The organism is Vreelandella titanicae BH1, from assembly GCF_000336575.1.
Lineage (GTDB): Bacteria > Pseudomonadota > Gammaproteobacteria > Pseudomonadales > Halomonadaceae > Vreelandella > Vreelandella titanicae.
Genome location: NZ_AOPO01000001.1, coordinates 307,668 through 321,520, shown reverse-complemented (window position 1 = coordinate 321,520; position 13,853 = coordinate 307,668). Strand labels below are relative to the sequence as shown.

Genomic DNA, 13,853 nt, shown 5'->3' with positions numbered 1-13,853 from the left:
ATCTTTTTGGCTAATATAATAATGTTAAACTGAAAGTCTGTTTCAGATTTTAATGTAATTTTTGTTGTGGTTTTTGTTGTAGTCTTGTATGCATTTTCGCGCTTCTTGTATTTTTTTGTGATTTTGTTAAATCATCGAGGTAGTCGACGTCAGTGCACACGCCTGGGTCGTTGAGAGAGGCATAAATAACACAGTCGCTATGCTTTTTGATGACAGGACTTGCACCTCTGTCATTTTCTAAAAGTGCCAGTTCGTGCCAGAATTCTCTTCCAAAAACAACAGGGTGCCCAGGGTTTTCTTGGTGTATTGGCTGTACGATACTCCCTGGGGTGGCCATTTTTGTTAATACACCGCATGTCTCTTCACTTACCCAAGGGAGGTCGGCTAACCATACTGCGGCAGCACGATAATGATGTACGCTTTCATCGCTGCAGAGTTGTCTAAAAGCATCGCTAATACTGTAACCAAGGCCTAAATGACTGCGCTGACTAATAATAATGTGATTCGTTGGTGTAAGGCCGAGTGACTGGGCGTTATCTTCGGGTTTGATAACAACGCGGCTATTAGAAAAAGTTTTCTGAATAGTTCGTAAAGTGGAGCTAAGCAGCGTTTCCCCATTGCCTAACTTGGCGACTCTTTTATCGCTGCCAAAGCGGCTTGATTGCCCTGCCGCCATCACGATGACTATGATATCGCTACAAGGCATGGCGTTCTTTTCCGCGAGAGAGGCGAGCAATATCGGCCATCACGGCTAGCGCAATTTCAGCCGGTGTTTTGCTACCCAGATTAAGCCCAATGGGCATGGCAATTCTTGCTACTTGGCTTTCCGTCAGGCCGCCAGAACGTAGCAGTCGTTCGGCACGCTGCTGTGATGTCTGCTGAGAGCCCATAACGCCAATGTAAAAGGCTTCCGTTCGGACGGCTTCGATCATCGCTAAATCATCGATACGCGGGTCATGGGTCAAGGCCACAACGGCGGTATTGGCATGGCAACCGCCAGAGGCAATAAACACTGAGGGCAGTACCGCCTGCACCTCCACTCCGGCGACAGCAAAATTTTGCCTAGGCTCGTCTCTGGGGTCGCAGACAATCACTTCAAACCCAAGCGTTTGGGCAAACAGCGCACAGGGCGCAGAGACTGAAGAGATCCCCGCGATAATCAGCCGTAGCGCAGGGCCTATGCGAATATTGACGCTATCTGTATCGAAAGTAACGGTGGGCTCGGTGTTATTCGATGGGTTAAAGCGCTTGCCGCTGCCATCCAGTGTGATACAGCGGGTTAGCGGTTGGCGACCCAGTAGCGTGGCATGCATCACTTCTAGGTGAGTGAGGTTTTCGGTGTTGGGCGCTAGCCGTTCAACCAACACTTCAAGGCGACCACCGCAGGGTAAACGAATATTCGCTGAACCAGCGTCACCGCCATAGCGCACCCGTTGAACCGGTTCGTTAAACTCACCCTTTTGAAGCCTTGCGATAAAGTCTTCTTCGACACAGCCACCTGACAGTGACCCCAGATAGTCGCCTCTCGAACATGCGACCAGCATGGCACCCGGCTCCCGGGGGGCCGAGCCAAAGGTTTTCAGAACTGTGCATAGCCAAACGGTCAGCCCCTGGTTGGCCCATTTCAACGCACGTTCGATAACCTGTAGATCAAGATGGTGCATTAAATCGCCGCCTCCATGGGGAGTCGAAGGGCGGCTTTCAGTGCATCGCGAATGGTGTCAGGGGTAAAAGGGGGATGGGTAAAGCGTACCCCCGTGGCATCAAAAAGCGCGTTGGCAATCGCGGGAGCGCCGGGCAGTGAGGCGGACTCCCCAACACCGAGTGGGGGCAGTTCAGGGCGATCAAGCAGCATGACGTCGATGGGAGGCAGCTCCGAGAAACGCAGAATAGGGTAGCCGCCCCACTCTCTGCTGGTTGGTAAACCATCCTCAAAGGTTACCCGCTCCTTTAAAGTGCGGCTGAGCATCTGGATCACATTACCATGCACCTGATGGCGAACGCCGGCGGGGTTCACCATTAACCCCGCATCCTGGCCTACATATAAGTTCTCGACGACAACCCGCCCACTCTTCACATTGACTTTTAGCTCAATCACCCAGGCGGCGAGCGCGGCGCCAAAGCCGGGAAATTTACTATGCACGTACTGGGCGTAAGCGAAGCCTCGGCCGTAGCGCCACTCGCCATCGCTACTCGGATTGGCGTTGGCGGTGCAGGGTTTCCAGTTCGCACGTTCGGCTAACGCTTCGACAAGTTCGCAGGCGCGGTTATCGGCTAAGTAGCGTAACCGGTAGGCGACAGGATCTTCACCCGCCAAGTAGGCGAGTTCATCAATATAGCTTTCGTGGGCGAAGGTGCTGGGCAGCGCCGAGACACCACGCAGCCAGGAGGCACGCACCAGCGTCGGGACGTCGTCGCACACTATGTGGCGATGAGGGTAGCGGTAGGGCGGCACCGATGTTCGATCCCCCATTTCAAAGGGGATATCAATCGGTGAGGCAGCACCGGTCAGCAGTAGTGCCAGGGTGGGCGCACTGTTAGAGGGGTAGCGCGTATTAAAGCGATAGCCTGCTGGGCTGCCATCTGCGTTTAAGCCTCCCTGAATGGCCATATACTGAGCAGCCCCTTTAGGCTCCCAGGTGTGCTCCTGCTCACGGGTTAGTTGTACACGAACAGGTCGACCCACCGCCTGAGAGAGCAGCACTGCATCCGCGCCAACGTCGTCGGCGCAGTTGCGGCCATAGCAGCCCGAGGTTTCCATGCGGGTAATGGTGATAACGCCTTCGTCCAAACCGGTAAGGCGGGCGAGGTCGGCGCGCAGGCTGTGTGGATTTTGGGTGCCCGACCATACGTGAAGGCCATCTTCGTTGGCATCGGCGACAGAGCACGAAGGGCCGATGGAGCCATGCAGTTGGAAAGGCCACACATAGTGACGATTGAGCGGATGTTGCGCGGCGGCCAGAGCGCTGTCGAGATCACCTTCTTCGAGGAGTATGCGCTGTTTGCTGGGCAGGTCGAGCAGTGCTTGCTCTATGTTGTCCAACTGAGGCAAGCCTTCGATTGGGCGCCACTGGATCTTTAGCTGTTTGGCTGCGGCAGCAGCCTGCTCTTCACGCTCGGCCACCACGCCAACAAAGTCACCGACCACCACGACGCTTACCACACCTGGCAAATGCGCCACAGAGCTTTCATCTACCGCGATTAAACTGTTGCCAATAAAGTCGCCGCTATCATGGCCTACATAAGGCGGGCGAATCACTCGTCCATGCAGCATGTTGGGCAGACGTAGGTCGTGGATAAAGGTCAATTGCCCGGTGGCCTTGGCGGGTATATCCACGCGGGAGGTCGATTGGCCGACCAGGGTATAATGGCTGACCGGCTTAAGCGGCACCTCATCGGCAAGCTTTAATGCATGACGGGTGCCCCGCAGCAACTCCCCAAAGCTAACGGGTGAGCGGTTATTATCACTTGGCGTAATAGCGCCGTTCTGGCAGCTAAGTAGTGAGCGCTCAGTGTCAAAGTGCTTTGCTGCCAGGGTTAATAGGTACTCCCGCGCCTGTGCCGCAGCTCGGCGTAAAGGCTCGGCAGTGATCTGAATCGATGCACTGGCTATGGTGGGGCCTTGGTTGGGGGCTTCAACGGAGTTGCCCAGCACCATGGTGACGCTGTCGAACGCGACGCTGAGCTCTTCTGCAACAATTTGAGCGAGCGCCGTGCGTATGCCCGTGCCCAGGTCTACGTGGCCGTTGAAAGCCACGATATGACTATCGCTCAGTACGGCAATGAATATCTCAGGCTCATGTGGGGTGAAGTTTGAGTGTGTACCTGGCTGTCCGGGCGCGGGCTTGGGGGGGGTAACCGGGTCGCGATAGATCACCAGAACATCAGACCCATACAGCAGTGACTCTCTTGTATAGTCTGATTTATCAGCCATGTCTGCCTCCCACGCTCGCGTTTACGATGATCAGTGCGGATGAATTTTAGGTGATGAAAGAGCGATAACTAAGGTAAAATTATAGTGTGTACGCCATAAAAGCATGATGAATTGATCCAGCGCAAGGAGTATTTCATACGTTGATGCATCATTTTGTTAACCAGTGCCATACTCGATACACGACGTCGCCAATAGATTAAGGATATGGAATGACAACGGATAGTGCGTTCAAACACTCGTCTTCCGGCGAGCACTCTACGCCTTCAGAGCAAGGGTATGATTTTTCTGAGCAAGTAGGGCATCTACTGCGTAAAGCCTACCAGCGGCATACGGCTATTTTTCAGCGCTACAGCAGCGATAAACAGCTCACGGCCATTCAATTTGTAACGCTATGCACGGTGATGGAGCGCGGCCCCAGCTCGTTAACCGATATCGTCAACGCCACGGCGATTGATCCCGCCACTATCCGTGGCGTCATTAAACGTCTTAAAGCGCGGGGGTGGATCTCGCTAACCACCGACCCCAATGATCAACGCAAAGTCATGGTCGTGATCACTGAGGCCGGGGAGACATTAGTCGAGGCTATGGTGCCCAGTGCCAAGCAAATTAGCGATCAGACCATGAAAAATCTCAACCCGGCAGAGCGGGTTGCCTTAATGCATCTGCTGGAAAAAATGAACGCGGACTGATGACTCAACAGAGACGTCCGCTTCACCTGCGTTTTCGGATACTCCTAACGCTTCATTAAGTATCCCAGTGTTTCATCCAGTCCAATCACATCGCCATATTTGCTATCGATATCAAACAGGTTAGCTTCATGGGGCGCGGGGTGACGGTCACCCACGCAGTCACGCACGACCATCACCCGAAAGCCGTGCTGTACTCCATCAACGGCGGTGGCGCGAATGCAGCCGCTGGTGGAGCAGCCGGTGATGATCAGCGTATCGATACCCATGGCGACCAGCGTGGAGGCGAGCGAGGTGCCAAAGAACGCGCTGGCATACTGCTTGGTCATTACCAGCTCGTCTTCACGGGGTGCCACCTCGGAGCAGAACTCGGCGTAAGGGTTGCCCGCCACCATCGCCCGCATGACCGGCGCCTTCTTGACCCAAATGCCGCCATCGATTTGATCCGGGGCGTGATACAGGATGTTGGTGTGGATAACAGGCGTGCCAGTGCGCCGTGCGGTATTGAGTAGCGGCGGCATATTGGCCACCGCATCCACCACGCCCTGGGCAAATAGCGGCGAACCTGGTGTGGTGTAGCCTTGCATAAAATCAACCACCAGCAGCGCGGGCCTTTTGCCAAAGCCGATGCGCCCATCCCACACGCCTCGGTAGTTGTCCGTGGCAGTGTTATCGCTAACGCCATCGCTGTTATCAGTCGTGTGTGGTGACATGGTCGTCTCCTTAATCAGCACTCTATATCGTCAATAAGTACCTGATCTCGTTAGTAAGCCCCTGACAAGAGGGCGCCCGCGCCCGGTACGATGGGCTCCAGGTCGAGTGCCTTGAGCATGGCGTAGGTGGTCGCAATCGCGGCGGTAACCACCGGCTTGCCGGTCAGGGCTTCGACCTTGGCGACGGCCGGCAGTGACGGCATTTGCACACAGGCTGACAAGACGATGGCGTCCACGTTACTTAAATCGAGACTGGCGACGATTTCGGGGAGATTGGCGGGGTCGTGGCGAGCGACATCCAGGTTATTGGGGATCTCAAGCGCCCGGTAGTCGAGCACGTCAATGCCTTCCTGACGGATGTAGTCCACCACCATTTCGGTCAGCGGCTTCATGTAGGGGGCCACCACCACCACACGTTTGGCTTTCATCACACCCAGAGCATCAACCAGGGCACCGGCGCTGGTGACCACCGGCGTGTCGCAGCCGTTCTCTTCGGTGCGGCTGCGCAGACGCTTTTGCGACTCTCGGTGGTAGCCGGGCCCCATCGCCATAATGGCAACCAGGCAGGCATACCCCATCACATCCACCGCTGCATCGGAGAGCTCCAGGGCGCAGCGATCCGACTCCGCATCCATAGCGGCCAGCTCGTCCTTGCTGACGTTCTTCATGCGCATGCGGCTGGAGTGGAAGGTAAAGCGCTCCGGGCGGATTAACTGCCGTGCCGTAAGCATGGCGGGTATTTCGGTCTCCATGGTGATATTGGAGCTGGGGACGATCTGGCCGATACGGTAGCTTTTGATCTCGTTCTTTATATAGTTGCTGGTCATGGTATTTGGCCTCTCTTAGAGCTCGCTGCACAGGAAGTCTTCAAACGCGGCAAAAAAACCGTCGAAGTCATCCCAGGGAATCATGTGACCCGCTTGTTCCGCGGTAGAAATACGAACCGTCGGTAGAAGGGCGCGTATTTCTGCGCGATCTTCATCCTGGATAACCCCGCCCTTGCCTGCACACATCAGCAACGTGGGCACTTTGATAGCGGGGAAATCCTGGTGGATATCGACGCTGTGGAACTCTTCAAACGCTTGAACGATGGCGGGCTCAAAGCAAGTGTGTAACCACTCGGCGCGTAATCGCAGTTGCTCGTCGCTCCAGGTGGGGCAGTAGTGGCGCATGGTCTCGATATCGGCACCACGTGTGCAGTCGCGAATCGAATCCACGTACCAGGGCAGCTTGCTGGGGTACTCACGGCGTCCTGGCCCTGAAACCGGTGGGTCGATAAGTACCAGTTTGTCGATTCCCTTGGCGCCGCGACTCATGGCGCGTAGCGCAAAGCGCGCACCCATGGAGTGGCCCGCCAGAATGACATTGCTCAGACCCAGCGCATCAATAAAGGCGATCACATCGTCGGCGCAAGTGTCGGTGTCATAATCGAGCTCGGGTCCGGTAGACGACAAGCCGCGTCCACGAACATCCAGCACATAAGTGTCGAAATGCTGGCCGAGCCGCTCGGCCACAAAACGCCAGGTGATGGCTGGGCTGGTAATGCCCGGTATCAGTACCAGCGGTTGGCGCGAAGTCTCGGCGCTGTCGGCAAAGCGCAGGTAGTGCTGACGAATACCATTGGCGTGCACGTTGGCGCCATAGAGATAGATGCTGCTCATGCTGGGCTCCCTTGACTGGTTGGTTGCTTCAGCGGTACTTCAAAGGGGTCATAGGCGAATACCCAGGCCGGGTCTTCGTCTTCCCGTAACCAGGTATTGTCGTGGGAAACCTGCTGAACCCGCGAGGCGCGTTCAAAACGGTTGGTGCGGTAAAGTTCGAATGCCTGCTGGTAGTGCTCGGCGCCTACTTCCTCCAGGCAGCGTACCAGCATGGCGGCATCCTCGATGGCCATGGCAGCGCCCTGGGCCATATGAGGCTTCATCGGGTGGCAGGCATCGCCCAGCAGCACCAGTCGATTTTCATGCCACAGTGGCAGCGGGTTGCGCTCCAGCAAGGGCCATTTGGTGACGGTTTCAGTGCAGTCAATCAGCGCTTGTACGGTGGGGTGGTAACCCTCGAATGCTTTGCGCATCTCTTCCCGTGAGCTGTCGACGAAGGAAGTGCCGTGGTTCCAATCGGGTTCAGGCACGCCGGTCACGTAGTAATACTCCTTCTCGTCGCCGGTCACGAAGTACACCATCATGTGCCGGTCTTCCGACCACCACTTCACGCAGGCTTCGAAATCCAGGTCGTATGCCTTGAGTTTTTCGGCAGAGATAATTGCCCGGTGAGCGACCCAGCCGCTATAGATCGGAGCCTCTGGGCCCAGTAGCTTCTCGCGCAGCCGAGAATTGACACCGTCTGCGCCGATTACCAGGTCGGCCTCTTCCGTCGAACCGTCAGCGAAGGTCATGACGACCTTGTTGCCGCTGTCGTCGACATCGACCAGGCGCTTATCGAAATAGAGGTTGTCCTGGTCGAGCGTGCTGACCATCAATTCGTGCAGATCACCACGGTGTACGGTGATGTAGGCCGCCCCATAGTTTTCGCGAGCAAACTCGCCTAGCGGGATGCGAGACTGATACTCACCGGTCATGCCGTTGCGGCTGAACCAGTAATCGGGGTGTGAGCCCATGGCATTGAGCTTCTCTTCAATACCAATGCGGCGCATCACTTTCATCACGTTGGGGCCAAGGTGAATGCCTGCCCCAAGGCGCGCAAACGCTGGTGCCTGTTCGTACACCTTGGTGGGGTAACCCGCTTTCTGCAGTAGTGCGCCTGCAGCGGCGCCGCCAAGGCCCGCGCCAATAACGGCTATGGTGGGTTTATTGTTCATATCCTGGTTTCCTCGCTGTTTTATTCGACTATCACTCGTTTCTGAATGCGTTCGTGAATGCTATAAAACAACGTATACACCATTTATTTTTTGGTCAAGAATTAGTTTCGAAATTATTTTTTAACGAAAACAAGGCGATATTTTTAAATAAATACTTGAATTTAATGGATTTATTGCTGTTTTTTTGGTTTTATGCAAAAACTTGAACAACGTGTACATTGAGTGCTATACGTTTATTAGGCTTATTTTTATAGCGTACGCACCTTTAATGCTCGATGGGTATTAGCTCTGCACTCAGCTGGTGCAAGTCGATTGGCCGTATGTGAAAGGTAGATGAAAATAGGCTGGTTTAAGGTGCTACGAAGCGTGTTTGGCAGGCAGTATTTATTAGTAATATCTAAGTCATATCCAAGCCCTATTCAGAGCAAGAGGGCGGGCTTAACAATAACGATGATGATCCCCTATGACGCTAAAGCTAACTATCAATGGGCAAGAACGCGAGCTGGCCGTGCCGCCGCAGACACCATTGCTCAATGTGTTGCGTAACGACCTGGCGCTCAATGGACCCAAGTATGGCTGTGGTTTGGGCGAGTGTGGGGCATGCAGCGTATTGATTGATGGCATGGCCGCACGCACCTGCGTGCTGCCCGTGTCCGCTGCCGTTGGCCATGAGGTAACCACCCTTGATGGTCTTTCCCAGGGCGGTGAGCTTGACCCTGTACAACAAGCCTTTATCGATGCTCAGGCAGCCCAGTGTGGCTACTGTTTGAACGGCATGATCATCACTATTCGTGCGCTGCTAAATCATAATACCCAACCCTCTGCGCAGCAGATTCGCACCGCTTTAGAGCATAACCTCTGCCGATGTGGCACCCATGTTGAAATTCTCCAGGCAGCGGAGCGTGCCGTGGTCATTAACGCGGCCGCGTTGCAGGAGGCTTCTCATGAGTGAAGGGTCGATGCTCCATGGCCAGCAAAAACAGGCCGGCATCCCCGCGCTGCTAGCGCAGGCACGTTTTGGTGTCGTCGTGCGTCCACCTTACTACCGGTGGAATGGTGAGCGTTTTGAGAGTGATCGCTTAGTTGGCGTCGATAGCAGCCGCATTGCCTCACTATCTGGATCTATTGAAATTGTGGTGGAAGGGAATTTTGTGGGGGTGGTTGCCGATAGTTTGGCCTTGGCGACCGATGTTGCTAAACAACTGAAGGTTGAGTGGCAGGCCGTTCACCAGACGCCCGAAAAAGCGCCTGAAAGCGATCAAGCGCCCTCTGATTCGCCTCTTGTTATGCCTAGCCAGTCGTACATGCATTCGAACCATGGGTATGGCTGGCCGAGTCGCATGCGCTGGGGCAGTCACCCCAGCTGGGTAATTGCCGATTGTTGCGACCAACAATTGAGTGTGTGGGGGAAAACCGTCACCCCAGCGGCGCTTAAACAGGATCTAAGCCGGTTAACCGCGCTGAATATTAGCCAGATTGAGCTTTATAGCGCCGATGGTAAACACGCATCAAATCAGGCCTCAGGGCTGGGTCGCCATTGCGGTGACGATGCCGCCGTGGATGCGGCGTTGATGTCGCGGGCGGTGGGCGGCCCGGTAGCCGTCTGGCTTGATGCCCGCTACGCCAAAGATGTTCAGGCATTGGGTCAAGCGCAGCGAATTACCTTAAACGCGGATATTGCCAGTAGTGGTGAGATAGCCCGTTATCACTATCAGCAGGCCAATCTCACTGGTGAGGTGGCTGCCGTAGGGTTGTTGTTAAGTGGTAGGGCCGCGATAACACCGTCTAGCGCTGAGGCCTCCACCGGCGAGCAAGACACAACGCCGTTCTCACCCTATGTATTTCGCGACCAATACCTTGCCGCACGCTCCCAGCCAGACTCGCTCTCCACCAATTCCACCTTGATGGGTATACAGCAGACGTTCGCTCGAGAATCTTTTTTAGATGAGGTTGCCCGCGAGAGTGACCAAGACCCTGTCGCGCTGCGACTTCGACATCTTGACGATGCGCGTGGTATTGAGCTGATTGAGTCCGTTGCTAAACGGGCCGAGTGGCAAAGGGCGTTCAATCCATCAGCGGACTCTTTACCCCAGGATCTATTGCGCGGGCGGGGTTTTGCCTACTCTCAACTACCTGACCGTGAACAACGCGTGGAATCGGGAGTGCGCTCTGCCTGGATTGCCGATGTGGAGGTCAATCGCGTTACCGGCGATGTTCAGCTTACCCGTTTGGTAGTTGGTCAGGACGTCGGCTCTGATGTGGATACTGATCGCCTTCAGCAAACGCTACAGGCCCGGGTCTTGGGTGAAGCGCGCCCCCTTTTGGGGCAGGCACCCAGTTTCGACGAGTGGGGTGACGGCAGTCGTACACTGACTAAAAGTGAATATTCAGCAGGATTACCAACCACCCCTTCTTCGCCGAGCCCTGTTGAGGAAGGTGTTAATCAAACCGTCGGTGAAGACGTATTAACCGGTGCGGAGCTATCGCCGGGTGTTGCGGTAATAGCCAATGCGCTTTTTGATGCCACCGGCCTGCGTTTTCGCCAACCACCGTTTACCGCCAAGCGCGTGCGCCAGGCACTCGAAGCTTCGTCCACCGAGGAGGCAGGGAGCCCATCTAAATTGAAACCGCCGCGGTCAACGAAACGGCGCTGGTTAGCCGCCGCAGCGTTTACCACCATTGCGGGCACTGCGGCCATGGCATGGCCGTGGAAAGGGGCCATTGCGCCTGTCTCTCGGCCAGCCGCCAATCTCTATTCTGCCGAGACCATTGAGCGCGGGCGACTCGTTGCGGCTGCAGGTGACTGCGCGGCGTGTCATACCACCGAAGGTGGCGTGACCAATGCCGGTGGGCGTGGGTTTGAGACACCTTTCGGGACGCTCTACAGCACTAACATTACACCGGATGAGGCGACGGGGATTGGTCAGTGGTCTTACGCAGCCTTTGAGCGCGCCATGCGCCACGGCATTAGCCGTGATGGCAGCCACCTTTATCCCGCGTTCCCCTATACGGCGTTTGCTAAGACCAGTGATGCCGATTTACAGGCGCTTTACGCCTACTTAATGGCTCAGCCCCCCGTGTCGACTGAAAAAAAAGCCAATGCGCTCACTTTCCCCTTCAGTGTGCGTAGCTTAATGGCAGGCTGGAATACGCTTTATCATGACGCAACTCCTTTCCAGCCTGACCCCATGCAGAGCGAACTGTATAACCGGGGCGCCTACCTTGCCGAAGGATTAGGCCACTGCAGCGCTTGCCATAGTCCCCGTAATGCCATGGGCGCTGAGAAAAGCGGCGAGGCGTACTTTGCCGGTGCCTTTGTAGATGGTTGGGAAGCACCACCGCTTAATACGCTGTCGCGTGCGCCCATCCCGTGGAGTGAAACATCGCTTTACGACTATCTGCGCCACGGTGAATCTGAGCTTCACGGCGTTGCCTCTGGCCCTATGGCCCCGGTGGTAGCGGGGCTGGCTGAGCTGCCTGAATACGATGTGCGGGCTATTGCCCACTATGTGGCCGCCCAGATGCAGGCGCCCACAAGTAATAGCGATGCGGCCGTGGCAGACGCTACGCAGCGCGTGACCAGTGCAGCTGTTAGCTCAACAGAAATGGAGGCAGGGGAGCGGCTCTTCGAGGGCGCCTGTGCGGCGTGCCATGTCGATTCTGGCGTTCCTACCTTTTCGAGGGCGGGCACTAATCTGGCGCTGAATACCAATTTACACAGCGATCATCCCGATAACGTTATTCAGTCAATTTTGGGGGGTGTCCACGCCGAACACGTTCCCGGTATTGGTAGCATGCCAGGCTTTGCCGACAGCTTTAGTAATACCCAGGTCGCTGATTTGACGACCTATCTCCGAGCGCGTTTTGCCCCAGAGAAAGCGCCTTGGCAAAAAGTAAAACAACGTATCGCAGATATACGCCAGCCTCACCACAACAACACTCACTCTTCTCCCTGACGTAATAAAACGAGGTGGATTATGAAACGCAGTAAATGGATATGGCTAGTATGGGCAGTGGTCCTGCTGAGCTACCTGGTGCCTTATACCCTCTTGAGCGGTGTCGCGCTTTGGTACGGCAGTTTCCTGTTCTGGATGTTGGCAGGGTTGGCCATCATTGCGCTGAATGTGTTTATCACTAAAGATTTTGAGGAGCACAGCAATGACTGAGTCACTTATCTGGTGGTCCATTGCCATCTACTTATTAATCGCTATTGGCATTGCGATTATGTCTCGCCAAGGCCCTTCCGAAAGTATGTCGGGATACTTCCTGGGTAACCGACAAATGAACGGCTTTGTCTCGGCGCTGAGCTACAGTGCCACTACCTACAGTGCCTTTATGATGGTGGGCTTGGCAGGTCTTACCTATGCCGGCGGCGTTGGCGCGCTCGGTTTTGAAATCATCTATTTCGCCGGTGTCTCTCTGGTGGCTGTTTTCGGTCCCAAATTCTGGGCAGTCGGCAAGAAGTTCGGCTATGTGACGCCCAGCGAGATGCTGGGCCACCGCTACAACAGCAAACATGTGGCCATGGCTGTCTCGATTGCCAGTTGTATCTTCCTGATTCCCTACTCGGCCGTTCAGCTCGCGGGTGTCGGTTACCTGTTGCAGGGGATTACTGATGGCGCGATTACCTTTACTACCGGGGTGGTGCTGGCCACGGTGATCGCTATCTTCTTCTCCTATATCGCGGGGATTCGTTCGGTGATGTGGACCGACTCGCTCCAGGCCATCATGATGATTGTTGCCTCAACCCTGGTGGCCTTCCTGGTGATCCAGGGCTTGGGTGGTTTCGGCGCACTATTCGATACGCTGGCAACGGAACATCCGCAGTCACTCACGGTGCCTGGCCCTGGCCTGTTCAGCTTTGTCACTTTCCTGGGGCTCACCATTCCCTGGTTCTTCTTTAGTATCTCCAACCCACAGGTCAGTCAACGCCTGTTTATGCCCTCCTCGCTGCGCTCCATGCGCCACATGCTGATTGGCTTCCTGGTGTTTGGTTTTATCTACACCATGGTCTCTGTGCTTTGGGGTTTCTCTGCCTTAGCCGCTTTCCCAAGTCTTGCAAGTGCAGATTTAGCCACGCCCACGCTGTTGGCCTCGGAGTTTGTACCGCCAGTGCTTGGCGTCATCGTAATGATCGGCATCATGGCCGCCGCCGTCTCCACCATCGATTCGATCATGCTGACCCTGGCGTCCATGGTCTCCCGCGACGTCTATGCGAACGTTAAACCGAACGTCAGTGAAAAGCGCCAACTGCTGGTGGGCAAGTTCGTGGTGCCGGTGATCGCACTGATGGCGCTGGCCTTTGCCGAGCTGCAGCTTGACCTTATTGCGGTGCTGTCGGTGGCTGCTTCCTCTGGTCTGGTAGCCATGGTGCCCGCCCTTATCGGTGCCTTCTATTGGAAGCGCGGTACTGGCGTCGGTGCACTGGTAAGCGTGGTGGGCACCAGCGCCTTTGTACTGCTGATGTATGCCACTGGTAATTCACTGCTGGGCCTGCCCGCCGGTGTATGGGGCATTGTGGTCGCTAGTGTGCTGTTTGTTGGCGTTAGTTTAGCCACCAAGCCTCATCAAGCCACCACGGATGCTTTCTTTGCGGCTATCTCTGAAGAGCTGAGCAAAAAGCGCAGTACTACCACCGATCAAGCGACGAAAGAGGCGGCTGCCTAATTGACGTTCAGCTTTGACCCGATAACACCATAGAG

General features: G+C 55.5%; 12 protein-coding genes. 5 read left to right on the top strand and 7 right to left on the bottom strand.

Going from position 1 to position 13,853, the window contains the following annotated elements; translation table 11 throughout:
- Positions 1–49: 49 nt before the first annotated feature.
- Genes HALTITAN_RS01360 through HALTITAN_RS01350 form a run of 3 tightly spaced genes read right to left on the bottom strand, consistent with a single transcriptional unit; the run spans position 50 to position 3,934 of the window.
- Positions 50–706, bottom strand: coding sequence for a nucleotidyltransferase family protein (locus HALTITAN_RS01360; RefSeq protein WP_051051780.1), 657 nt, complete (start codon positions 704–706; stop codon positions 50–52).
- Positions 696–1,664 carry an XdhC family protein gene (locus tag HALTITAN_RS01355; RefSeq protein ID WP_039857429.1) on the bottom strand — a complete coding sequence of 323 codons (969 nt, stop codon included), beginning with the start codon at positions 1,662–1,664 and terminating at the stop codon, positions 696–698. Before HALTITAN_RS01355 ends, HALTITAN_RS01360 begins: the two co-directional genes overlap by 11 nt.
- A complete protein-coding gene (locus HALTITAN_RS01350; RefSeq protein ID WP_009286022.1) occupies positions 1,664–3,934 on the bottom strand; it encodes a xanthine dehydrogenase family protein molybdopterin-binding subunit in 2,271 nt (756 codons plus the stop codon). The genes HALTITAN_RS01355 and HALTITAN_RS01350 overlap by 1 nt, the downstream gene beginning before the upstream one ends.
- Positions 3,935–4,143: 209 nt before the next feature.
- Between HALTITAN_RS01350 and HALTITAN_RS01345 the strand changes: the two genes are divergently transcribed.
- On the top strand, positions 4,144–4,623 hold the full coding sequence (locus tag HALTITAN_RS01345) for a MarR family winged helix-turn-helix transcriptional regulator (RefSeq protein ID WP_022521534.1): 480 nt from the start codon (positions 4,144–4,146) through the stop codon (positions 4,621–4,623).
- 44 nt (positions 4,624–4,667) lie between these two features.
- Here the strand turns inward: HALTITAN_RS01345 and HALTITAN_RS01340 are convergent, their stop codons facing one another.
- The 4 genes from HALTITAN_RS01340 to HALTITAN_RS01325 are packed head-to-tail and all read right to left on the bottom strand — an operon-like array spanning position 4,668 to position 8,151.
- Positions 4,668–5,333 carry an N-carbamoylsarcosine amidohydrolase gene (locus tag HALTITAN_RS01340; RefSeq protein WP_027957174.1) on the bottom strand — a complete coding sequence of 222 codons (666 nt, stop codon included), beginning with the start codon at positions 5,331–5,333 and terminating at the stop codon, positions 4,668–4,670.
- A gap of 50 nt (positions 5,334–5,383) precedes the next feature.
- Complete coding sequence (locus HALTITAN_RS01335; protein WP_445533562.1) at positions 5,384–6,133, bottom strand: maleate cis-trans isomerase family protein; 750 nt, start codon at positions 6,131–6,133, stop codon at positions 5,384–5,386.
- 42 nt (positions 6,134–6,175) lie between these two features.
- A complete protein-coding gene (locus HALTITAN_RS01330) occupies positions 6,176–6,994 on the bottom strand; it encodes an alpha/beta fold hydrolase (protein WP_009286020.1) in 819 nt (272 codons plus the stop codon).
- A complete protein-coding gene (locus HALTITAN_RS01325; protein WP_009286019.1) occupies positions 6,991–8,151 on the bottom strand; it encodes an FAD-dependent monooxygenase in 1,161 nt (386 codons plus the stop codon). The genes HALTITAN_RS01330 and HALTITAN_RS01325 overlap by 4 nt, the downstream gene beginning before the upstream one ends.
- 463 nt (positions 8,152–8,614) lie before the next feature.
- On the opposite strand from HALTITAN_RS01325, the gene HALTITAN_RS01320 reads away from it, so the two are divergent.
- Genes HALTITAN_RS01320 through HALTITAN_RS01305 form a run of 4 tightly spaced genes read left to right on the top strand, consistent with a single transcriptional unit; the run spans position 8,615 to position 13,818 of the window.
- Complete coding sequence (locus tag HALTITAN_RS01320) at positions 8,615–9,103, top strand: (2Fe-2S)-binding protein (RefSeq protein ID WP_039857427.1); 489 nt, start codon at positions 8,615–8,617, stop codon at positions 9,101–9,103.
- The gene (locus tag HALTITAN_RS01315; protein ID WP_236614913.1) at positions 9,096–12,107 is read left to right on the top strand and encodes a c-type cytochrome; all 3,012 of its coding nucleotides are present in this window, start codon (positions 9,096–9,098) and stop codon (positions 12,105–12,107) included. Before HALTITAN_RS01320 ends, HALTITAN_RS01315 begins: the two co-directional genes overlap by 8 nt.
- Before the next feature lie 21 nt (positions 12,108–12,128).
- Complete coding sequence (locus tag HALTITAN_RS01310) at positions 12,129–12,317, top strand: hypothetical protein (protein WP_022521540.1); 189 nt, start codon at positions 12,129–12,131, stop codon at positions 12,315–12,317.
- Positions 12,310–13,818, top strand: coding sequence for a sodium:solute symporter family protein (locus HALTITAN_RS01305; protein WP_022521541.1), 1,509 nt, complete (start codon positions 12,310–12,312; stop codon positions 13,816–13,818). The genes HALTITAN_RS01310 and HALTITAN_RS01305 overlap by 8 nt, the downstream gene beginning before the upstream one ends.
- Positions 13,819–13,853 lie beyond the last annotated feature (35 nt).